We start from the raw sequence: 21,527 nt of genomic DNA, 5'->3' as shown, positions 1-21,527 counted from the left end.
AACAACGAGAAAGGATCAAACAGCAAACACTCGAGCAAAGGCGCTTGCTTCATCGTAAGCTAGCCGCCTAAAACATACCAACCAGACGAGACCAAACACTCGCTAAGCCAAAGCACAAGCGTGTCTCAATTTATCTGACGACGGACAGGGCGCGACGAGCGGCCGCGCGTCGTCTTCTGCACGACCGAGAACAGCATCGACCATATCCGTGCCGCGATCGAGGCCGGGGCGGACGAATATGTGATGAAGCCGTTCGACCGCGAAACGCTGGAAGGAAAATTGCAGCTCGTCGGCGTCGCCTGAGGACGAAGGTGAGTCAGCCGCAGCTCAATCTCCCCGGCCGCGAGGCGGCCACCATGCCCTCGGCGCGCACGGTGCGCGTCATGCTCGTCGACGACAGCCTGGTCGTGCGCAGCATCCTCGAACGTATCGTCGAGCAGCGGCCCGAGCTGAAGATCTGCGCCTCGGTCGCATCGGCGCACGAGGCGCTCGCCTATCTCGCGTGCGAGCCGGTCGACGTCGTCGTGCTCGACATCGAGATGCCGGGGATGAACGGCATCGACGCGCTGCCGCACATATTGGAGCGCGCGCAGGGTGCCCGCGTCCTCATCCTCTCCTCGAACTGCCTCGAAGGCGGGCCGGCGGCGATCGACGCGCTGTCGCTGGGCGCCAGCGATACGCTCGCCAAGCCGGGGCGCGGCAGTTTCTCCGGACGCTTCGCCGAGGTGCTGACCGAGCGGATCATGACGCTGGGGCAGCAGCCGCTGACGGTCCCGGCGGTTTCGCGCCCCGCGCAGGTTTCGGCGCCGCCCGCGCCCGTGGCGGCGATCGACACCGGCCAGCCGCTCGAATGTATCGCGGTCGCGGCTTCGACCGGCGGCATTCCCGCCTTCGCCAATTTCATCGCCCATCTCGACCGCCGGATCACCGCGCCGATCCTGCTGACCCAGCATCTGCCCGACGCCTTCATGGAATTCTACGCGCGCCAGATCGCGACGATGACCCCGCGCCGCGTGCGGGTGGCGGCGGCGGGAATGGCCGTCGAGCGCGGGCATATCTATCTCGCGCCCGGCGACGCACATCTGGTCGTCGTCGCGAACGGCCGTCGCCGGGAAATCGCGCTCGACCGGCATCCGGCCGAAAACGGCTGCTGTCCCTCGGCCGATCCGATGTTCGCCTCGGTGGCCGAGGCCTATGGCAAGGGCGGCGTCGGCGTGGTGCTCAGCGGCATGGGGCGCGACGGCGCGAACGGCGCGGCGCGGCTGAAGGCCGCGGGCGGCACCGTCTTCGCACAGGCGCCCGAAAGCTGCGTGATCTGGGGCATGCCCGGCGCGGTGAGCAAGACGGGGATCGCCGCGGCGACGCTGAACCCCGATGCGATCGCGCTGATGCTCGGCAGCTTCCTTCCGGGGCGCAAGCCGTGATGGCGGGTGGGACAGCGAGCGAGTCGGCCTATCGGGTGCTGATGGGCGTGCTCGAATCGCGTACCGGGCAGACGCTGTCGCCGAACCGGATCTGGCGCATCGAAATGTCGCTGAAGCCGGTGATGCAGCGCCACGGCCTCTCCGACCTCGACGCGCTCGTCGCGGCGCTCGTCACCTCGACGAGCCGCCAGTTGCTCGACGACACGGTCGACGCGATGCTCAACAACGAGACATTTTTCTATCGCGAACACAGTGTGTTCGACGATATTGCTTCCAAGGCGCTCGATCATATCCGCGAGGTCAACGCGCTCTCGCGCCGCGTCACGATCTGGCATTGCGGCGTGTCGACCGGGCAGGAAGCCTATTCGATGGCGATGCTGATCGCCGAACAGGCCGAGCGGTGGGCGGGGTGGAACGTCCAGATCGTCGGTACCGACGTCAGCTATCACGCGATTTCGCGCGCACGGGTCGGGCTCTACACCCAGTTCGAGATCCAGCGCGGCCTGCCGGTGCAACGCATGGTGCGCTGGTTCGACCAGACCGAGGCGGGCTGGCTCGCGAAGGCCGACCTGCGGCGCCGGATCGACTTTTCGGTGCAGAACATGCTCGTCGACCGGCCGCCGCTCGCGACACCCGCCGATCTGATCTTCTGCCGCAATCTGCTGCTCTATTTCGCCGCGCCGATGCGCCTCAAGGCCTTCGCGCGGTTGCGCGCGGTCGCGGCGCCGCAAAGCTTCCTCGTGCTGGGAGCGGGCGAGACGGTGCTCGGCCAGACCGACCAGTTCGTCGCCAGCCCGCGGCTGCGCGGCCTCTATGAACCCGCCGACCAGCAAGTCCGGCGCGTCGCGGCCTGAAGGCCGCTCCAACCTTGCAATTTGACCCCCGCTGGCGCAAGCGGGACCGGGGTTCGCAGGAAATGGGCAGCGACAGGCATGAGCGATTTTATCGAACGCTGGTCTCCGAATTTCGACGAGCGCTCGCTGCCTGTCTCGATGATCGTCCTTCACTATACCGGTATGAAGACCGGGGCCGAAGCCATTGATCGGCTTGCCGATCCTGCCGCGAAAGTTTCGGCGCATTATGTCGTCAGCGAGGACGGGCAGATCACCCATATGGTCGCGGAGGACAAGCGCGCCTGGCACGCGGGCAAGTCGCACTGGCGCGGGATCAGCGACATCAATTCGGCGAGCGTCGGGATCGAGATCGTCAATCCGGGTCATGAATGGGGCTACGTCCCCTTTCCCGACCCGCAGGTCGCCTCGGTCGTGCGGCTGGTCCATATGATCAAGGACCGTCACGCGGTCACCCGCGGCAATGTCGTCGGCCATTCGGACATCGCGCCGACCCGCAAGCAGGACCCGGGCGAGTTGTTCCCGTGGGAGGAGCTGGCGCGCCGCCGCCTCGCGCTGCCGCGCCCGACCAAGAAGCTGACCGATCCGCTGTGGACCGACGCGGGTTTCCTGCTCGCGCTCGAGCGTTTCGGTTATGACGTGACCGACGGATTTGCCGCGACGGTGGCGTTCCAACGGCGGTTTCGTACCGAGTTGATCGACGGCACGATCGATGGCGAGTGCCGGGCGATCCTGCTGGCGCTGCTGCTGCCGCAGCCCGAGGGGAGTTGACGGTCGGTTTCGACCGGTTGCGGACGTCCGGTATTGAGCTAAAAGTGGAACTGAGATGAGTTCGGTGCGCAGGGAGATCGTGAATGTCACAGAACATCCGATCATGGATAGACAAGCATAGCTTCACCCTGACCTTGCAGGCGATATGGTTGGCCTACGGCATTTATAGCTGGACCACTTTTCCCTTTTTTCTTTGGGCTTGGGTAGCAAGCTGGATAGCACTTGTTATCTTTCTGGCGGGCCGACACTTGATCTCGAAAGCCTGAGCGCTGGCGTTAGCGACCGTCTTTTCGTCTCGAACATGACGTCCGCTCACCACCCCAAAGCGGACCTGATCACACACTCTCGCAATCCTCCGTGACCCGCGCTATATTGCCCTCTGCCAGAGGGTCGGGCGATCGCCGCCGGTGGGATATCCTGCCGGGGGAGGAAAGTCCGGGCTCCATGGAAACCACGGTGCCGGATAACGTCCGGCGGGTCCGCTTTCGGGCGGGCTTAGGGAAAGTGCCACAGAGAAGAGACCGCCCACGGCTTCGGTCCGGCGAAAGGTGAAAGGGTGCGGTAAGAGCGCACCGCGCGGACGGTAACGGACGCGGCACGGCAAACCCCACCGGGAGCAAGGTCGAATAGGGATGGCAAGAGGAAACTCAGGGTTGGTTCCGGCCCCGCCGTCCGGGTTGACTGCTTGAGCGTTCGGGCAACCGTTCGCCTAGAGGAATGATCGCCCATCCCCCGTCAAAAGGGGTGGACAGAACCCGGCTTACAGACCCTCTGGCACGCCTCTCCCCCCTCCGCCGCGCGCGGGAACCGCTTGCCGACGCGGCGCGTTTTGACGGGTAGACGATAGGGAGACGAAAGATGAGAGTCGTCGAAGACCATATCGAAGTCACCGATGAAGAGGCGACGAGCGCCGTCAAGGGGCAGGGCGTTCGCTATGTCCTTGCGATATCGCTGGTCCTTGCGGTGATCGTGCTTTCGGCGGTGTGGATCGTCCCAGCGCTGCTGCGGACCTGATCCACCCATCGCAGACTAGCCGGGCGGCGGCACCATCGCCGCGAGCTCGGTCTCGGCGTCGGGGGTAGCTTCCATATCGACGACGCTGATCGGCCGCCGCATGCGTTTCGTGCCGACCTCCCGATATCCCGCATCGTCGCCGCTCCCCGTCAGCGCGAGCCGCGACGTGATCAGATCGCCGGTCAGCAGGTTCCAGCTCATCTTGGCCCCGTCATGCGCGAAAGTGCGGCTGTAGAGCGTCGCGTCGAGACCGATCAGCCGCATGCGCGCCGCCGCCCGGTCGCCGCGAAAGCGATAGGTGGCCCCCAGCGCGGTGGTGCCGCCGGTCAGATCCCTGATCGCCAGAACGTCCTTGGTCACCGACAGCTCGGCGGGGCCGAGACGGTCGGGCGGCAGTGCAAAACTTCCCGCCGGGACATGGCCGAGGTCGACCTCGCTTCGCACGGCGAAGACGACGTGGACGGTGCGCCGGTCGGGACCCGCGGCGATCCAGGCGGTGTCGGTTTCGCCATCGCCGTTGAAATCGCCGTCGATGCGCGCCTCGACCTCTTCGCCGGGCTTCAGCTCCGCCGCGATTTCGGCATCGCCATAGCGGGGAACGGAGCCCGCCTGCGCGCCGACCGCCAGCATGGCGGCGGCCGGAAAAGCCAGCAGATAGCGCATCATCCCCCTCCTGCGACCCGATAGGAACCGCCCATGGCTATCGCATTGCGGGAGCGGCCGCTGTGATCGCGCTCACAGGCGGTCAGGGATAGGCGATCGCGACGATTTCCCATTCCTTGGGACCCGCGGGCAGCACGACGGTGCGCAGGTCGCCGACGGCGGCACCACGCAGCGCGCGGGCGAGGGGGCTGTTCCAGCCGATCCGGCCGGCGCCCGCGTCGGCCTCGTCGTCGCCGACCAGCGTTACGGTGCGGCGCGCGTCCTCCTCGTCGGCGAGCTCGATCGTCGCGCCGAACCAGACGCGTTCCTTGTCGGGCTGAGCCGCGGGGTCGACGACGCGCGCCGCCTTCATCCGCCGCGCGAGGAAGGCGAGCCGCCGGTCGATCTCGCGCAGCCGCTTGCGGCCGTAGATATAGTCGCCATTCTCGCTGCGGTCGCCGTTGCCCGCCGCCCAGCTGATGACCTCGACCAGCTTCGGACGTTCGCCGCCGAGCAGCGCGTCATATTCGGCGCGCAGCGCGGCGAAACCCGCCGGGCTGATGATGTTGCTGCGTTCCCCCGTCTTCATGGCCTGCCGGACCTTAGCCAGGCGTCGTCTTGCCAAGGTAGAAGCTGAGCGGCGCCTTGGGCTGGGAGCCGCCGCCCTGGCGCAGCGTGTCATAGACGACCGCGTTCTCGAGCACGCGCTGCACATAATTGCGCGTCTCGAAGATGGGGATCGCCTCGATCCAGTCGACCATAGCTATGCCGCCCGCGCGCGGGTCGCCGTTGGCGCGCAGCCATTTGTTCACATTGCCCGGCCCGGCGTTGTAGGCGGCGACCGCGAGCGGATAGCTGCCGCCGAAGTAGCGGAGCATCTGCTGGAAATAGGTCGACCCGAGCGTCAGATTGTAATTGGTGTCGGTGGTCAGCGAGCTCGCATCGTAGCTGAGCCCCAGCTTGCCCGCGACCTCGCGCGCCGTGCCCGGCATCAGCTGCATCATGCCGCGCGCGCCGGCGTGGCTGACCGCGGCGCGGTCGAACTGGCTCTCCTGCCGGGTGATCGCGTGGATGAAGGTCCAGTTGCTTTCGTGCCCCGCGGGGACGCGCACCGTCGGAAAACCCGAGACCTCGACCGCGTCGAGGCTGTTCGCCTGCGCGCTGCGGCCGATCATCACGCCGAGGTCGGGGCGGCCGATCTGCGACGCGAGCTGGCCCGCGAGGATGTGATCGGCGGGTGAGGTCGCCTTTTGCGCGAGCGCGCGCAGGAACAGCGACTGTTCGCGCCACGCCCCGATCTCGCCGAGCGCGCGCGCGGCGCGGACGAGCCGGTCGTCCTCGAACGCCGTCTTTTCCGAGGAGGTTACCTGGATGCTGGGCGTGGCGGCCGGCCGCGGCTGAGGCCGGCCGAGGCGCTCGAGCGAAAGCTGGCCGTAGAATTGATCATAATGCTCCGCCGCGTCGGAGAAATAAGCGTTGGCGGTCGCGGTATCGCCGGCGGCGAGCGCCGCGCGCCCGGCCCAATAATAGCCCTTCGTCCGCGTCTGCGCCGAGCGCGCGGCGTCGCCATAGGCGCGGAACAGGCGCACCGCCTCGCCGGGGCGATGGAGGTCGCGGAAGGCGAGCTGGCCCGCGAGCCAGGCGAGCGAGGTATAGTCGTCGCGCACGCCGAGCGCGGTTTCGCGCACCACCGTGCCGGGCGGCAGCGCGTCGTCGAGCTGCTTCGCGATATTATAGGCGGTCGTCTTGTCGCCCCCCGCATCGGCGAGGCGGGCGTTGGTGAGCAAGGTTTCGAGCCATTCCTCGGCGTCGAGCGGCGCGCTCGCCAGCGCGCGCGGGCCGGCAAGCAACGCGCGCGCCTCGCCGGCGCGGCCCGATGCGCGAAGCCAGGTCGCCTTGGCGGTGATATAGCCGGGGTCGCTGCGGACGAGCGACGGGTTGGCGGCCTCGGCCGCGGAGGCCTGCAGCGCCGCGTCGACCGCGCCGCTGCGCATCGCGAGGCGGGCGGAAAAGACCGCGCGCTTCTGCGGCGAGGTGTAGGCGAGCTGGCGCGCCGCCGCGCCGGTGTCGTTCGACCAGAGCAGCCGTTCCATCCGCGCGTCATGATCGGCGGGGGTGATCGCGCCGGGGAAGAAGGTCAGCACGCGGTTGACCTCGTCCTGGGTCAGCGGTCCACCGGTCCAGGCGCGGCGCACGGCGGCATTGGCCTCGTCGCGCCGGCCCGAAGCGTTGAGCGCGAGCGCCATGCGCAATTCGCCGCTCGGCGTCTTGGGCGGAAAGGCGGTGAAATAGGCGAGGGTGCGCGCGGGGTCGAAGCTGTCGATCGCGATCGCCTTTTCGGCGCGGACGCGCATCTTGTCGGCATCGGGCCAGCCGCGGTTCGCCATCAGGAAGCGCGACAGCCGGTCGAAGGAGGCGTTGTTGTCCTGCGTCAGCCGCCGCCATTCGAGCACCGCGTCGCCGACCGAATTGGTGGCGGTGGGCGGGCTGGTCGACACCGACGCGAGGCCCATCTGGGCGCGGTACCAGGCCATCTGCTCGGGGGTCAGTTCGCTGGCGGATGCGATGCTGGGAATGAGGAGGGCCGCGGCGAGCGCGAGGCGGGAAATAGGGGGCAGCGAAATCATGCCGGCCATGTTAGTGGCAAACTCCTTGCGGGGCGCTGAATAGACGTTCATTAGGCGGCGCGCCGTCGCTGTCCTATCGGTCGCGGCGCGATTTTTGTAAAGGAGCGGTGCATGTTCTCGGGGTCGATTCCCGCCTTGGTGACGCCATTTCGCGGTGGGGCGTTCGACGCTCCCGCCTTCAAACGGCTGGTCGACTGGCAGATCGACGCGGGGACGAGCGCGCTGGTTCCGTGCGGCACCACCGGCGAGAGCCCGACGCTGGGCTTCGACGAACATTATCGGGTGATCGACTGCTGCATCGAGGCGGCGGCGGGGCGCGTTCCGGTGATCGCCGGCTGCGGGTCGAACGACACCGCGACCGCGATCCGCCACATGCGCCACGCGCAGGCGGCGGGCGCCGATGCCGCGCTCGTCGTCGCGCCCTATTACAACCGCCCGACGCAGGACGGGCTGCTCGCGCATTTCCGCACGCTTGCCGAGGCGAGCGATCTGCCGATCGTCGTCTACAACGTTCCCGCGCGCACGGTGACCGACATCGGCGCCGAGACGATGTGCAAGCTTGCCGAAATTCCTTCAATCGTCGCGATTAAGGATGCGAGCGGCGATCTTGCCCGCGTGACGATCCACCGCGCGGGCGCAGGCGCCGGTTTCTGCCAGCTTTCGGGCAACGACGATCTGTGGCTGCCGCATGCCGCGATGGGCGGCGTGGGCTGCATCTCGGTCACCGCCAATGTCGCGCCGCGCCTTTGCGCCGATTTCGCAGCTGCAACCGCCGCTGGCGACTGGACGCGCGCGCTGGCGCTGCACGACCGGCTGTTTTTGCTGCACAAGGCGATGTTCTCCGACGCGTCGCCGGGGCCTGTCAAATATGCGCTGTCGCGCATCCACGACTGGTTCGATCCCGAAGTGCGCCTGCCCATCATTCCGGCATCGGCCGCCTCGCGCGCCGCCGTCGACGCCGCGCTCGAAGCGGCGGGAGCTCTCTAGGTTTCCCGATGGCCCGTCCGCAGTCCGCCGCCGAATTCGACAAGAAAAAGGTCGTCGCCGAGAACCGGCGCGCGCGCTTCGACTATGCCATCGAGCAGGTGTTCGAGGCGGGAATCGCACTGCAGGGGACCGAGGTCAAATCGCTGCGCTTCGGCGAGGGGACGATCGCCGAAAGCTATGCCGAGGTGACGGGCGGCGAGGTGTGGCTGATCAACGCCAACATTCCCGAGTTCAGCCACGGCAACCGCTTCAACCACGAGCCGCGGCGGCCGCGCAAACTGCTGCTCAACGGCCGCGAGATCAACAAGCTGCACGCGGGCGTGATGCGACAGGGCATGACGCTGGTGCCGCTCTCGGTCTATTTCAACAGCCGCGGCCGCGCGAAGGTCGAACTCGCGCTCGCCAAGGGCAAGAAGGCACACGACAAGCGCGAATCGATCAAGGAACGCGACTGGAAGCGCGACAAGCAAAGATTGATGAAGGAGCGCGGATGAGCGGCAACGCGCCTCGCGACCCCAAAGTCCGCGACAAGGCGGCGGTGATGAACTGGATCCGCCGCAATTCGCCGACGCGCGAGGAGTTGCTGGCGAGCCGCTTCGTCCGGCCGTTCGCGCATCGCGTCGCGCACAGCCATTTGTGGCGCTTCACGCGCACGTCGGTGCCGCGCGGGACCGCGCTCGGCCTGTTCGTCGGCATCTTCCTGCTGATCCCCGGCGTGCAGATATTGGGCGTCGCGCTGCTCGCCTTACCCTTTCGCGCCAATATTCCCATCGGCGCGGCAATGACCTTTCTGTCGAATCCGGTGACGACGCCGTTCATCATCGCCGCATCGGTATGGCTCGGCGACCGCATGTTCGGGCTCCACGCCAATGTGGCGACCTTTTCGGTGATGGTCGAACAAGGGGCGACGGTCGCGCAATGGCTGCGCTGGCTGCTCTCCGATGCCGCGCCAGCGCTGATTGCCGGGCTGTTCGTCATTTCGGCGGTGTCCGCGCTCGTCGGCTATGTGCTCGCGACGCTGATCTGGGACAATTGGATCCGGCTGCGCTGGCGGCGCAAGCTGCAGCTTGCGCGCGACAAACGACTTGAGGCGTCGACGAGCGACGCCGCGGCCGGTTGAACGGCCTCCACGTCCGGTTATAGCTGTCGCATCATCAGCCCGTGCCGCGCCCGCGCGGCGCGATCCTGTTCCGTTTCAAACTGGGGAAAACCATGATTCGACCGCAACTCTCTTCGCGCCTTGTGGCGACGGCGGCGCTCGGCGCCCTTCTGCTCGGCGCGGCGCCCGCGGCGCAGCTCGCCGCGAAGGAAGAAACCAGGAGCGCCGACGCAAAAGCGTCCGCCAAGCCCGAAATCGGCGACTATGGCTTCGACGCGTCGGGCATGGATACGACCGTCCTGCCGGGCGACGATTTCTATGCCTATGCCAACGGCACGTGGGCGAAAAATACCGCGATCCCCGCCGACAAGTCGAACTACGGCATGTTCACCGCGCTCGCCGACCTGTCGCAGAAGCGCACGCAGGAGATATTGGAAGCGGCGAAGGGCGATCCGGACAGCATGATCGGGCGCGCCTATGCCTCTTATCTCGACGCCGGGGCGGTCGAGGCGAAGGGGCTGGCGCCGATCGAGCCGTGGCTCGCCAAGGTGCGCGGCGTCGACAAGGCGGGGCTCGCCAAGCTGCTCGCCGAGGCCGACCGCAACGGCATCCAGCATTTCTTCGGCGGCTATGTCGGGCAGGACGACAAGAATCCCGACGTCTATATCTATTCGCTCTATCAGGGCGGCATCGGCATGCCCGACCGCGATTTCTATCTGAAGGATGGCGAGCGCAACGCCAAGCTGCAGGCGGCCTATCTCCAGCATCTGCAGAACGTCCTGACGCTGGCGGGCGAACAGGATGCCGCGGCGCGCGCGCAGGCGATCTATGATTTCGAAAAGCAGATCGCGACCGTCCACTGGGACAAGAACGACAGCAGCGACGCGACCAAGGTCTATAACAAGATGACGATCGCCGAGCTGACGCAGGCGGCGCCGGGCTTCGACTGGACGGGCTTCATCCGTGGGGTCGGGGTCAAGGAGGATTCGATCCTCGTCGCACAGCCGAGCGCCTTCACCGGCGAGGCGAAGCTGATCGCCGACGCGCCGATCAGCGTGATCCGCGACCTGCTGATCATCCGCAGCCTCGATGGCTTTGCCGACGTGCTGCCCGACGCGGTGGCGAAGGAAGCCTTTTCCTTCTACGACACCGCGCTGTCGGGCACGCCCGAGATGCAGGAGCGCTGGAAGCGCGCGGTCGACTTCACCACCAACAATATGGGCGAGGCCGTCGGCCAGGACTATGTCGCCAAATATTTCACGCCCGAAACCAAGGCGGAAATGGACGAGCTGGTGAAGAATGTCATCGCGGCGCTGGGAAGCCGCATCGACAATCTGACGTGGATGCAGCCCGAAACCAAGGTGAAGGCTCGCAGGAAGCTCGCCAATTTCACCACCAAGATCGGCTATCCCGACAAGTGGAAGGACTACAGCAAGCTCGAGATCAAGGCGGACGACCTGTTCGGCAACGCGCTGCGATCGAACCAGTTCGCGCACGACGACAATATCAGCCGCCTCGGCGGGCCGATCCGGCGCTGGGAATGGGGGATGACCCCGATGACGGTCAACGCCTACGCCAATTTCGGGATGAACGAGATCGTCTTCCCGGCCGCGATCCTGCAGCCGCCCTTCTTCGACCCCAATGCCGATCCGGCGATCAACTATGGCGGCATCGGCGCCGTCATCGGTCACGAGATCAGCCATCATTTCGACGATCAGGGCGCCAAATATGACGAAACCGGCAAGCTCGCCGACTGGTGGACTCCCGAAGACGTCAAGGCGTTCGAGGCGGCGGGCAAGGCGCTGGTCGCGCAATACAGCGCCTATGAAGTGCTGCCCGGCGAGCATCTCGACGGCGAGTTCACGCTGGGCGAGAATATCGGCGACCTCGCCGGGCTGACCATCGCCTATGATGCCTACAAGAAGTCGCTGGGCGGCAAGGAGGCGCCGGTGATCGACGGGATGACCGGCGACCAGCGCTTCTTCCTCGGCTGGGCGCAGGTGTGGCGGCGCAACTATCGCGAGCAGAATCTCTCGCAGCGCATCACCACCGACCCGCATTCGCCCTCGATCCAGCGGAGTTGGGTCTCGCGCAACCTTGACCCCTGGTATAAGGCCTATCAGGTAAAGGAAGGCCAGAAGCTCTATCTGGCGCCCAAGGATCGTGTCCGCATCTGGTGATGCGCGAATAAGGAAAGCCGACATTGAACGCGACGCGCCTGCCTTCCGCTGATGCCGACGTCGGCAGGGGGGCGGGCCTCGCCGGGACGGCGCCTGGCGGCCTGTCGCGGGTCGACGCGGGGCTGCTCGCCGGGCTCGCGCTGCTGTCGGTCGCGCTCTTGTTCTGGGCGACGCGCGATCCGGTGCTGGCGGCGGGTTTCCTCGCGGGGATCGCGATCGCCGTCGGCGGCGTGATTCTCGCCCGCCGGTTGTTTCCCGCCGCTGCGGCGGGCGAAGCGGGGGCGTTCGACTGGACGATGCTGCGGCAGGCCGTCGCGCACGACGACGTCGCCATCGCGGTGACCGATCGCGCGGGGCGAATGGTCTGCGCCAACGACCTGTTCGCGACCTGGATGGGGGGCTTCGTGACCCCACCCGGGCTGCCACTCGAAGGCCGCGGCGCCGAGCTGCTTAAAAATGCCGGGCGTGCCGCGTGGCGCGACGGCGAGGGGCGCGCCGACGAGATCGCGATCGGCGGCCTGCAACTGCGCGCGCAGGTCACGCGGACGGGACAGGCCGAGGATTATCTGGCCTGGCGTTTCGCGGCGCACGAACGGCTCGACCTCGCGTCGGAGATCGTCCGCCATCTCGACGGCCCGGCCGGGCGCACGCTCGGCCAGGCGGGGGTCATGGCGGCGCTGGTCAGCGCCGAGGGGCGGCTGCGCGCCGCCAACGAGGCGTTCCTGCTTCGCGCGCTCGGCGAGGGCGACCGCGCCCATTATGCCGGACGCGACGCGGCGGCGATGCTGCGCCTCGACGATGCCGGTGCGCTCTATTTCGCGCGTGAGGGCGACCGCACGACGCCGGTGCGGATGATCCAGATTCCGCTCGCGCCCGCCGGCGCGGGCGGGCCGATGCTGCTCGCGCTGATCGACGAGGAGATCGGGCCCGCCGACCGCGGCACCGCGCAGACCTATGTCGAGACCTTGCTGTCGCTGCTGCCCTTCGGGCTGGCGATGGTCGATCGTGACGGGCGCTTCCTTTACATGAACCGCGCCTTCATCCGCGCCGCCGGCATCGCCGACGGAAGGATGCCGCGTTATCCGGGCGACCTGGTGGTGGGCGAGGACAAGGGGCCGCTCGCCGACATGATCCGCCGCCACAGCAGCGGACAGCAGGTCGGCGGCGACCTGTCGATCCGGCTGGCCGACCAGGGCGACGAGCCGGTATCGATGCGCGTGGTCGGCGTGCGCGGGCTCGGCGAAGCGGCGGTGCTGCTCAGCCTCAAGGATTCGAGCGAGGAATCGCGGCTGAAGCGCCAGGTCGCGCAGCAGTCGAAGATGCAGGCGGTCGGCCAGCTCGCGGGCGGCGTCGCGCATGATTTCAACAACATCCTGACCGCGGTGCTCGGCGCGTGCGACCTGATGCTGATGCGGCACACGCCCGGCGACAGCGACTATGACGATATCCAGCAGATCCGCAGCAACGCCAATCGCGCCGCCAGCCTGACGCGGCAACTGCTCGCCTTTTCGCGCCAGCAGACGCTGCGGCCGCAGATATTGCAGCTGCCTGACGTGATTTCGGAGGTCTCGCACCTCTTGAAGCGGCTGATCGGCGAGACGGTGCAGCTGTCGGTGCATCACGGCCGCGGACTGGGCGCGGTGCGCGCCGATCCGGGCCAGCTCGAGCAAGTGATCATCAACCTCGCGGTCAACGCGCGCGACGCGATGCCGGGCGGCGGCACGCTGACGATCGAGACCTATCCGGTGCCGGCCGCGGACGTGCGCCATATGGGCAGCGAGATCATGCCGCCCGCCGACTATAGCGCGCTCAAGATCAGCGATACCGGCACCGGCATTCCCGCCGACGTGCTGCCCAAGATTTTCGAACCCTTCTTTACCACCAAGGATGTCGGCAAGGGGACCGGGCTCGGCTTGTCGACCGTCTATGGCATCATCAAGCAGTCGGCGGGCTTCATCTTCGCCGACAGCAAGCCGGGGCAGGGGACGAGCTTCACCATCTACCTGCCGGTCCATCGCACCGAAAGCGGTGTCGCCGTCGCGGCAGCGCCCGCGGTCAAGCCGCGGAAGAGCCAGTGGGGCACCGGGACCATATTGCTTGTCGAGGATGAGGACATGGTGCGCGCGGTCGCGGAACGCGCGCTGGTCCGCGCGGGTTATACCGTCATGACCGCCGCGCAGGGTGAAGAGGGACTGGAACGATTCGGAACGATGGACGGGATCGACCTGGTGATCAGCGACGTGGTGATGCCGGTGATGGACGGGCCGGCGATGGTGCGCGCGATGCGCGCCAAGCGGCCCGATCTTCCGGTGCTGTTCATGTCGGGCTATGCCGAGGAGCAACTGCGCCAATCGATCGACATCGACCACGTCGCCTTCCTGCCCAAGCCCTTTTCGGTGGCGCAGCTGGCGGAGGCGGCGTCGGCGGCGCTCGACGCCGCGGCGCATCGGGCGTCGCATGACGGATGATCGCCTGATCCTCCTCGTCGAGGACGACGTGCTGATCGGCATGATGCTGGCCGATATGTTCGACGCCCTCGGCTTTCCCGAACCGGCGCAGGCCGCCGCGGTCGAGGACGCGCTCGCGATCATCGACGCGGAGCCGGTCGCGGCGGCGCTCATCGACATCAACCTCGGCGAGACCAAGGGCTGGCCCGTCGCCGACGCGCTAGCCGAGCGCGACATCCCCTTTGCCTTCACCTCGGGCGGCGGCGACGTGATCCCGCCCGCGCACGCGCACCGCCAGCTGGTGTCGAAGCCGTTCCGGCTCAGCGAGATCGAGGCGGTTCTGAAGGATTTCTTCGGCGAATAGCCCGGCATCGCGATATCACATGTTCCCCTCTTGTTCTTTGAGAACAAATGCCGTACAGAGGTCGGGCGTTGCGATGCTTCTGCCTTCGCTCTAGAGCAGGAAAGGGACGGTAATGGCCGGACAATTGTCACTCGTCGAATCGGGGAAATCAGTGAACGGAACGGACAGGCAGAAGGCGCTCGACGCCGCATTGGCGCAGATCGACCGCGCTTTCGGCAAGGGCTCGGTGATGAAGCTGGGCTCGAAGGAGGCGATGCAGGTCGAGGCAATCTCGACCGGGTCGCTCGGGCTCGACATCGCGCTGGGGGTCGGCGGACTGCCGCGCGGGCGCGTCATCGAAATCTATGGGCCCGAAAGCTCGGGCAAGACCACGCTGGCCTTGCATGCGATCGCCGAGGCGCAGAAGACCGGCGGCACCGCGGCGTTCGTCGATGCCGAACACGCGCTCGACCCCGTCTACGCGAAGAAGCTGGGGGTCGATATCGACGAACTGATCGTGTCGCAGCCCGACACCGGTGAACAGGCGCTCGAAATCGTCGACACGCTGGTGCGGTCGAACGCGATCGACATCCTCGTCGTAGACTCGGTCGCGGCGCTGGTGCCGCGTGCCGAGATCGAGGGCGAGATGGGCGACAGCCATGTCGGGCTTCAGGCGCGTTTGATGTCGCAGAGCCTGCGCAAGCTGACGGGCTCGATCAGCCGTTCGCGCTGCATGGTGATCTTCATCAACCAGCTGCGCATGAAGATCGGCGTGATGTACGGCAATCCCGAAACCACGACGGGCGGCAACGCGCTCAAATTCTATGCCTCGGTCCGCCTCGACATCCGCCGCACCGGCCAGATCAAGGACCGCGACGAGATCGTCGGCAACACGACGCGCGTCAAGGTGGTCAAGAACAAGGTCGCGCCGCCGTTCAAACAGGTCGAATTCGACATCATGTACGGGCAGGGCATTTCCAAGATCGGTGAGATTCTCGACCTCGGCGTCAAGGCCGGGCTCGTCGAGAAATCGGGCGCCTGGTTCAGCTATGACTCGATCCGCATCGGGCAGGGTCGCGAGAATGCGAAGACCTTCCTCACCGAAAACCCCGAACTGATGACACGGCTCGAAACAGCGATCCGCGGCCGCACCGACGCGGTGGCCGAGGAAATGATGACCGGCCCCGACGACGAGGGCGACGACGACATCTAAGGCGTCGGGATCGCCGCGCGATCCCGACCCTCGCCATCCGGCCGGTCCCGCCCCTCCTGACCGGCTGGCCGACGGCGGCGGGCCCCATGCCCCTTGGACCTGCTCTCTCCCTCTCGCAGGTCGGCCCGCCCGCCGTTGATCCGTTCTGAAAATCCAAACCCTTGCGAAGTCGGCGCTGGACTGGATTCGGGCGGGGATGACCCGCGCAACACGCTCCATGTCCTAGCGCAATTGCGGAGAGCCCGACGAAGCGCCCGATCGCTGGCAGACGCGCGCGAGCTGTGGCAAGAACCGGCGCGGAAGGATCACGCCATGCGATGGACGAACCGGGGGTGGGCCGCTGCGCGGATATTGTTCGGCCTGTTCTTCCTCTACGCGCCCTTGATGGTGATCGTTCAGTTCGGCGGACAGAATCCGCCCGAAACCATGGCGGCGGCCAGCGACTTCGCATCGGCGCTCGACAGGACGGGGTTCATGAATCCGCTGATCATCGGCACGATGCTGGCGGGCGGCGGCGCCTTGCTGTTCGAGCGGAGCGCTCCGGTCGGCCTGATCCTGCTCGGTCCCTCGATCGTTGTCATTGCGGGTTTCCACTGGTTCCTGACCGGCAAACTCCTCTGGGGCAGCATATGGCCCATCTGGTTCGCGTCGCTGGCCTGGCATGATCGCGCTGTCTTTTCCCGGCTCTGGATGCCGCGAACGCGCGAGGGTTGACGGTAACGCGTTCGGCAATCCCACTCGACATAGCGGATTCTGCGAACCATCTTTCCTTTTGGGCGGGTCCGCTCCAAACCGCTATTCAACCCGACGCGAGCCCAGGAGAGCGCAATGAGCCTGATCGTCCACCATCTCAACAACAGCCGTTCGCAGCGCATCCTGTGGCTGCTCGAGGAAATCGGCGCGCCTTACGAGATCAAATATTACGATCGCGATCCGGAGACCAACCTCGCGCCGCCCGAGCTGCTCGCGGTGCATCCGCTGGGCAAGTCGCCGGTGATCGAGGATGACGGCCGGGTGATCACCGAATCGGGGGCGATCGTCGAATATCTCTGCGAGCGCCACGGTGGCGGTTCTCTCGTCCCCGAACGCGGCACCGACGATCATATCCGCCACCTCGAATGGATACATTTCGCCGAAGGGTCGGCGATGACGCCGATCCTGCTGCGCGTCTACACCGCGCGGCTCGGCGCGGCGGCGGCGCCGCTCGAGGCGCGGATCACCCAGCAACTCGAGTCGCATTTCGCCTATATGGAAAGCCGGCTCCGCCCGAGCGGCCACTTCGTCGGCGACGCCCTGTCGGCGGCCGACGTCATGCTGAGCTTTCCCGCCGAGATCGCGGTGATGCAGGGCATGGCGCCGCGTTATCCCGGACTGGCCGGGTTCGTGAACATGTGCCACGACCGCCCGGCGTGGCGGCGCGCGCGCGAGAAAGGCGGGGCCTATTATGGCTATTGAGCGGCGTTTCGCCGTTCGCCGGATCGCGCTGGCCGCTGCCCTTCTCGGTATCGCGGGCGCTGCGTTCGCGGCGCCGCCGCAAGTCGGGCCCGAGGTCGAACGCGACGTCATCGCGCCCGAGGGCAGGACGTTCACCCCCGCCGCGCCCGACGAGGAAGGCGCTATCGACCGGTTCGCCGCCTATACGGCGGCGCTTGCCAAGCGTGACTATGACGCAGCCTATGCCATGCTCCGCCTGTCGCTGCAGGCGTCGAGCCCGCGGCTCGAATGGGAGATGAACCTGCGCAAGCGCGCCGCGCTGTGGGCCGACGGAACGATCCGCATCGTGCGGCTGAGCTGGTATCTCGACCCCGCGGGGCAGCCGCCCGGCGTCTATGCCGCCTTCGACTTTCGCGGCGACCGCAAGGACGGGACGATGGATTGCGGCTATGTCGTCGTCCACCGCGCCGAACCTGCTGCGCCCTTCACCGTCGTTCGCACCGACGTGTCGGAGGTCCCGCCCGACATGATGGAGGACGGGGTGCCCAAGGCGGACGTCCTCCACCAGCTTCCCTGCTATCTGGGCAAGGGGATCGCGACCGCTTTCTGACGCCGGTACCGGATTCCGTTAATCGATCCTGTTTCCGCGCTTGTCGCATTCCGATAAAATCCCTAATTCGCGCGCATGACATCGACCAACGACATTCGCCGCTCTTTCCTCGACTATTTCGCGGGCGCGGGCCATCATATCGAGCCGTCGGCGCCGCTGGTGCCGCACAACGACCCGACGCTGATGTTCGTCAACGCGGGCATGGTGCCGTTCAAGAATGTCTTCACGGGGCTGGAAAAGCGCCCCTACAGCACCGCGGCCTCGTCGCAGAAATGCGTCCGTGCCGGCGGCAAGCACAACGATCTCGACAATGTCGGTTTCACCGCGCGCCACCATACCTTCTTTGAAATGCTGGGGAATTTCTCCTTCGGCGACTATTTCAAGGAACAGGCGATCCATCACGCCTGGACGCTGATCACCAAGACATGGGGATTGCCGGCGGAGAAGCTGACCGCGACCGTCTATCACACCGACGACGAGGCGTTCGACCTGTGGAAGAAGATCTCGGGACTGCCCGAAAGCCGGATCATCCGCATCCCGACCAGCGACAATTTCTGGTCGATGGGCGACACCGGGCCGTGCGGGCCGTGCAGCGAGATCTTCTACGATCATGGCGATCATATCTGGGGCGGCCCGCCGGGATCGCCCGAGGAGGACGGCGACCGCTTCGTCGAGATCTGGAACCTCGTGTTCATGCAGTATGAGCAGCTTCCCGGCGGCGAGCGCGTCGACCTGCCGCGGCCGAGCATCGACACCGGCATGGGGCTCGAACGCGTCGCGGCGGTGCTGCAGGGCGTCCACGACAATTACGACACCGACACCTTCAAGGCGCTGATCGCGGCATCGGTCGAACTGACCGGCGTTCCGGCCGAGGGCGCGACCCAGGCGAGCCACCGCGTGATCGCCGATCACCTTCGCGCGTCGAGCTTCCTCGTCGCCGACGGGGTGCTGCCGTCGAACGAAGGGCGCGGCTATGTGCTGCGGCGGATCATGCGCCGCGCGATGCGCCACGCACACCTGCTCGGCGCGAAGGATCCGTTGATGTACCGGCTGCTGCCCGCGCTGACCGCCGAGATGGGCGCCGCCTATCCCGAGCTGATCCGCGCCCAGCCGCTGATCGCCGAGACGCTCGAACGCGAGGAGACGAAGTTCCGCCAGACGCTCGACAAGGGGCTGCGGCTGCTCGACGAGGCGACGGTGGGAATGGGCGAGGGGGCGACGCTGCCCGGCGACGTCGCGTTCAAGCTCTACGACACCTTCGGCTTTCCCTATGATCTGACCGAGGACGCGCTGCGCGCGCAGGGCATCGCGGTCGACCGCGACGGATTCGACGCCGCGATGGCGCAGCAGAAGGCGGCGGCGCGCGCGGCGTGGAAGGGCAGCGGCGAAAAGGCGTCGGACGAAATCTGGTTCGACCTCGCCGAAGCGAACGGCAGCACCGAATTCACCGGCTATGGCGCGACCGCGGGCGAAGGCACGGTGATCGCGCTCGTCAAGGACGGCAAGCCGGTCGACGAAGCCGAGGCCGGCGACGAGGTCGTCGTGCTGACCAACCAGACGCCCTTCTATGGCGAGAGCGGCGGCCAGATGGGCGATGCGGGGACGATCGCGACGCTGGAGGGCGCGAAGGCCGCGGTCAGCGACACCGGCAAGCCGCTCGGCCGCCTGCATACGCATCAGGCGAAGCTCGAGGCGGGGACGCTGAAGGTCGGCGACACGGTGCAGCTCACCGTCGACGCCGCGCGGCGCGACCGCATCCGCGCCAACCACAGCGCGACCCACCTGCTGCACGCCGCGCTGCGGGGCCGGCTCGGCGGGCATGTGACGCAGAAGGGCAGCCTCGTCGCCGAGGACCGGCTGCGCTTCGACTTTTCGCATCCCAAGGCGCTGACCGCCGATGAGATCGCCGACATCGAAGCCGAGGTGAACGCGCAGATCCGCGGCAACGAACAGGTGTCGACGCGGCTGATGACCCCCGACGATGCGATCGCGGCGGGGGCGATGGCGCTGTTCGGCGAGAAATATGGCGACGAGGTGCGCGTGCTCAGCATGGGGCAGGCCGATGACAAAAGCTATTCGGTCGAGCTGTGCGGGGGCACGCACGTCCGCGCGCTCGGCGACATCGCGCTGCTCAAGATCGTCAGCGAAAGCGCGGTCTCGTCGGGGGTGCGGCGCATCGAGGCACTGACCGGCGAAGCGGCGCGGGCGTGGCTCAATGGCCGCGACGACGCGCTGAAGGCCGCGGCGGCGGCGCTCAAGACCTCGCCCGACGAGGTGCCGGCGCGCGTCGCGCAACTGGCCGACGCGCTCAAGAAGGCCGAGCGCGAACTCGCCGAGGCGAAGAAGGCGCTGGCGCTTAGCGGTTCTGGGGGCGGCGGCGCGGGCGCGGCGAGCGGCCCGGCGGTCGAAAAGGTCGGCGATACGGCCTTTCTGGCGCAGGTCGTCGACGGGCTCGACCCCAAGGAGCTTCGCGGCACGGTCGACGGGCTCAAGAAGCAGGTCGGCAGCGGCGTCGCGATGCTCGTCGCGGTCAACGACGGCCGCGCCTCGGTCGCGGTCGGGGTGACCGACGACGCGACCGGCAGCCACAATGCCGTCGATCTCGTCAAGGCCGCGGTCGCGGCGCTCGGCGGACAGGGCGGCGGCGGACGGCCCGACATGGCGCAGGGCGGCGGGCCGGATGGCGGCGCGGCCGATGCGGCGGTCGCTGCGGTCAAGGCGGCGCTGGCGGCGTAATCCTTCTCCAGTTCCGTTCGTGCTGAGCCTGTCGAAGCACCGTTCTTCTTCTTGCGGCGCAGAAAGAAAGAACGGCCCTTCGACAAGCTCAGGGCGAACGGTTGTTTTATGACGTTCCGCTATGAGGGCGGTCCTTCCGCCCATTCGGCGGCGAGGCGGCCGACGGCGGCGAGGACGGCCTGATCCGCATCGCGCATGGCGTCGGTGGCGACCGGGCCTTCATAATAGGCGGCGATCAGCAGCGGCGCGCCTTTCGGCGGGAAGGCGATCGCGATGTCATTATATTTGTTCATCATGCCGGGCGCCATCGCGGTGCCGGTCTTGTGGCCGATCCGCCAGCCCGCGGGCAGGCCGGCGCGCAGGCGCTGGGGACCGGTCGTGGTCGCGACGCCCCAATCGATCAGCCGCGTCCGCGAGGCGGGGCTGAGCGCATCGCCGAGGAGGGTGGTGCGCAGCAGCGCGGTCATGGCGGCGGGGGTGGTCGTGTCGCGCACCTCGCCTTCGCCGACGAGGTTGAGGTGCGGCTCGGCGCGATCGAGGCGCGTCACCGGGTCGCCCCAGGCGCGGAACTGGCGCGTCACCGCCTCGGGCCCGCCGACGAGCGGCAACAGCAAATTGGCGGCGGCGTTGTCGCTCGCGGTGATCGTCGCCTCCATCAGTTCGGCGACGGTCATGCCGCCCTTGGCGACATTCTTCTGGGTGACGGGCGAGTTCGGCAGCAGATCGGCCTTGCCATAGGGAACGCGCCGGTCGAGCGTCAGCTTGCCCTCGTCGATCGCCTTCAGCACCACCGCCGACAGCGGCCATTTGAAGGTCGAGCAGAGCGCGAAGCGCTCGTCGGCGCGATGCCCCGTCGTCCGCCCGCTCGCCGGATCGAGGAAGGCGACGCCGAGCCGGCCGCCGGACTGCTTTTCGAGCGCCGCAAGGCGCCCGGCGATCGGGTCGGGCTTTTGCGGCTGCTTCGCCGGCGCGTCGCTCGCCTCGGGGGTGCAGCCCGACAGCAGGGTCCAGCCCGCGAAGCCCGCGGCGGGGGCGAGCGAGAGCAGGCGGCGGCGCGACAGCGAAGCGATGGTCATATCGATATTCCTCATGGGCTTGGGTTGGCGAGGCGATATTTCGCCAGTTCGGTCTTGCGTCCAAGCGATGTTA

General features: G+C 67.2%; 20 protein-coding genes, 1 other RNA gene and 1 pseudogene. 18 read left to right on the top strand and 4 right to left on the bottom strand.

Translation table 11 applies throughout. From position 1 onward, the window contains the following. Positions 1-156: 156 nt before the first annotated feature. The 7 genes and pseudogenes from CD928_RS06460 to CD928_RS23345 form a co-directional block, all read left to right on the top strand. Positions 157-303 (top strand): annotated as a pseudogene (locus CD928_RS06460) (response regulator); the annotation flags it as partial. A gap of 8 nt (positions 304-311) precedes the next feature. Next, on the top strand, positions 312-1,424 hold the full coding sequence (gene cheB / locus CD928_RS06455; protein ID WP_255247060.1) for a chemotaxis-specific protein-glutamate methyltransferase CheB: 1,113 nt from the start codon (positions 312-314) through the stop codon (positions 1,422-1,424). After that, positions 1,424-2,278 carry a protein-glutamate O-methyltransferase CheR gene (locus CD928_RS06450; protein ID WP_095386298.1) on the top strand — a complete coding sequence of 285 codons (855 nt, stop codon included), beginning with the start codon at positions 1,424-1,426 and terminating at the stop codon, positions 2,276-2,278. Before cheB ends, CD928_RS06450 begins: the two co-directional genes overlap by 1 nt. A 78-nt stretch (positions 2,279-2,356) precedes the next feature. Continuing rightward, positions 2,357-3,046, top strand: coding sequence for an N-acetylmuramoyl-L-alanine amidase (locus CD928_RS06445; RefSeq protein WP_095386297.1), 690 nt, complete (start codon positions 2,357-2,359; stop codon positions 3,044-3,046). 83 nt (positions 3,047-3,129) lie between these two features. Continuing rightward, positions 3,130-3,312: a hypothetical protein gene (locus CD928_RS06440; protein WP_095386296.1), complete on the top strand. Its 183-nt coding sequence runs from the start codon at positions 3,130-3,132 to the stop codon at positions 3,310-3,312. 116 nt (positions 3,313-3,428) lie between these two features. Next, an RNA gene (rnpB, locus tag CD928_RS06435) (RNase P RNA component class A) lies at positions 3,429-3,825 on the top strand. A gap of 79 nt (positions 3,826-3,904) precedes the next feature. Then, complete coding sequence (locus tag CD928_RS23345; protein ID WP_176473481.1) at positions 3,905-4,060, top strand: hypothetical protein; 156 nt, start codon at positions 3,905-3,907, stop codon at positions 4,058-4,060. Positions 4,061-4,075: 15 nt separating this feature from the next. On the opposite strand, the gene CD928_RS06430 is transcribed toward CD928_RS23345, so the two are convergent. The 3 genes from CD928_RS06430 to CD928_RS06420 all read right to left on the bottom strand — a co-directional run bounded on the left by CD928_RS06430 (position 4,076) and on the right by CD928_RS06420 (position 7,338). Next, positions 4,076-4,723 carry a hypothetical protein gene (locus CD928_RS06430; protein ID WP_141237112.1) on the bottom strand — a complete coding sequence of 216 codons (648 nt, stop codon included), beginning with the start codon at positions 4,721-4,723 and terminating at the stop codon, positions 4,076-4,078. Positions 4,724-4,805: 82 nt separating this feature from the next. Then, positions 4,806-5,291: a transcription elongation factor GreB gene (gene greB, locus CD928_RS06425; RefSeq protein ID WP_095386294.1), complete on the bottom strand. Its 486-nt coding sequence runs from the start codon at positions 5,289-5,291 to the stop codon at positions 4,806-4,808. A gap of 13 nt (positions 5,292-5,304) precedes the next feature. Continuing rightward, positions 5,305-7,338, bottom strand: coding sequence for a lytic transglycosylase domain-containing protein (locus CD928_RS06420; protein ID WP_095386293.1), 2,034 nt, complete (start codon positions 7,336-7,338; stop codon positions 5,305-5,307). 102 nt (positions 7,339-7,440) lie between these two features. Here CD928_RS06420 and dapA point away from each other — a divergent pair, with 102 nt between their 5' ends. The 11 genes from dapA to alaS all read left to right on the top strand — a co-directional run bounded on the left by dapA (position 7,441) and on the right by alaS (position 20,378). Beyond that, positions 7,441-8,316 (top strand): 4-hydroxy-tetrahydrodipicolinate synthase, encoded by an 876-nt coding sequence (gene dapA, locus CD928_RS06415; protein WP_095386292.1) that lies wholly within the window; start codon positions 7,441-7,443, stop codon positions 8,314-8,316. Between the two features lie 8 nt (positions 8,317-8,324). After that, positions 8,325-8,810 carry an SsrA-binding protein SmpB gene (gene smpB, locus CD928_RS06410; RefSeq protein WP_095386291.1) on the top strand — a complete coding sequence of 162 codons (486 nt, stop codon included), beginning with the start codon at positions 8,325-8,327 and terminating at the stop codon, positions 8,808-8,810. Between the two features lie 47 nt (positions 8,811-8,857). Continuing rightward, entirely contained in the window at positions 8,858-9,436 is a 579-nt protein-coding gene (locus tag CD928_RS06405; protein ID WP_095386314.1) for a DUF2062 domain-containing protein, read from the top strand. 92 nt (positions 9,437-9,528) lie between these two features. After that, on the top strand, positions 9,529-11,595 hold the full coding sequence (locus tag CD928_RS06400; protein ID WP_095386290.1) for a M13 family metallopeptidase: 2,067 nt from the start codon (positions 9,529-9,531) through the stop codon (positions 11,593-11,595). A 122-nt stretch (positions 11,596-11,717) separates the two neighbouring features. Then, a complete protein-coding gene (locus CD928_RS06395; RefSeq protein WP_255247061.1) occupies positions 11,718-14,063 on the top strand; it encodes an ATP-binding protein in 2,346 nt (781 codons plus the stop codon). Next, positions 14,053-14,406, top strand: a complete 354-nt coding sequence (locus tag CD928_RS06390; RefSeq protein ID WP_095386289.1) for a response regulator — start codon at positions 14,053-14,055, stop codon at positions 14,404-14,406. Before CD928_RS06395 ends, CD928_RS06390 begins: the two co-directional genes overlap by 11 nt. A gap of 112 nt (positions 14,407-14,518) precedes the next feature. Further along, positions 14,519-15,598: a recombinase RecA gene (gene recA, locus CD928_RS06385; RefSeq protein WP_095386288.1), complete on the top strand. Its 1,080-nt coding sequence runs from the start codon at positions 14,519-14,521 to the stop codon at positions 15,596-15,598. Between the two features lie 312 nt (positions 15,599-15,910). Next, positions 15,911-16,312, top strand: a complete 402-nt coding sequence (locus tag CD928_RS06380; protein ID WP_095386287.1) for a hypothetical protein — start codon at positions 15,911-15,913, stop codon at positions 16,310-16,312. A 114-nt stretch (positions 16,313-16,426) separates the two neighbouring features. Then, complete coding sequence (locus tag CD928_RS06375; protein ID WP_095386286.1) at positions 16,427-17,053, top strand: glutathione S-transferase family protein; 627 nt, start codon at positions 16,427-16,429, stop codon at positions 17,051-17,053. Next, positions 17,043-17,642 carry a hypothetical protein gene (locus tag CD928_RS06370; protein ID WP_095386285.1) on the top strand — a complete coding sequence of 200 codons (600 nt, stop codon included), beginning with the start codon at positions 17,043-17,045 and terminating at the stop codon, positions 17,640-17,642. The genes CD928_RS06375 and CD928_RS06370 overlap by 11 nt, the downstream gene beginning before the upstream one ends. A gap of 75 nt (positions 17,643-17,717) precedes the next feature. Further along, positions 17,718-20,378, top strand: coding sequence for an alanine--tRNA ligase (gene alaS / locus CD928_RS06365; protein ID WP_095386284.1), 2,661 nt, complete (start codon positions 17,718-17,720; stop codon positions 20,376-20,378). A gap of 119 nt (positions 20,379-20,497) precedes the next feature. Here alaS and bla read toward each other — a convergent pair whose 3' ends face one another. Next, a complete protein-coding gene (gene bla, locus CD928_RS06360; protein ID WP_095386312.1) occupies positions 20,498-21,454 on the bottom strand; it encodes a class A beta-lactamase in 957 nt (318 codons plus the stop codon). Positions 21,455-21,527: the final 73 nt, after the last annotated feature.

The organism is Sphingopyxis sp. GW247-27LB (assembly GCF_002277025.1).
Lineage (GTDB): Bacteria > Pseudomonadota > Alphaproteobacteria > Sphingomonadales > Sphingomonadaceae > Sphingopyxis.
The sequence above is the reverse complement of the archived record's forward strand: the minus strand, read 5'-3'. Positions and strand labels throughout refer to the sequence as shown.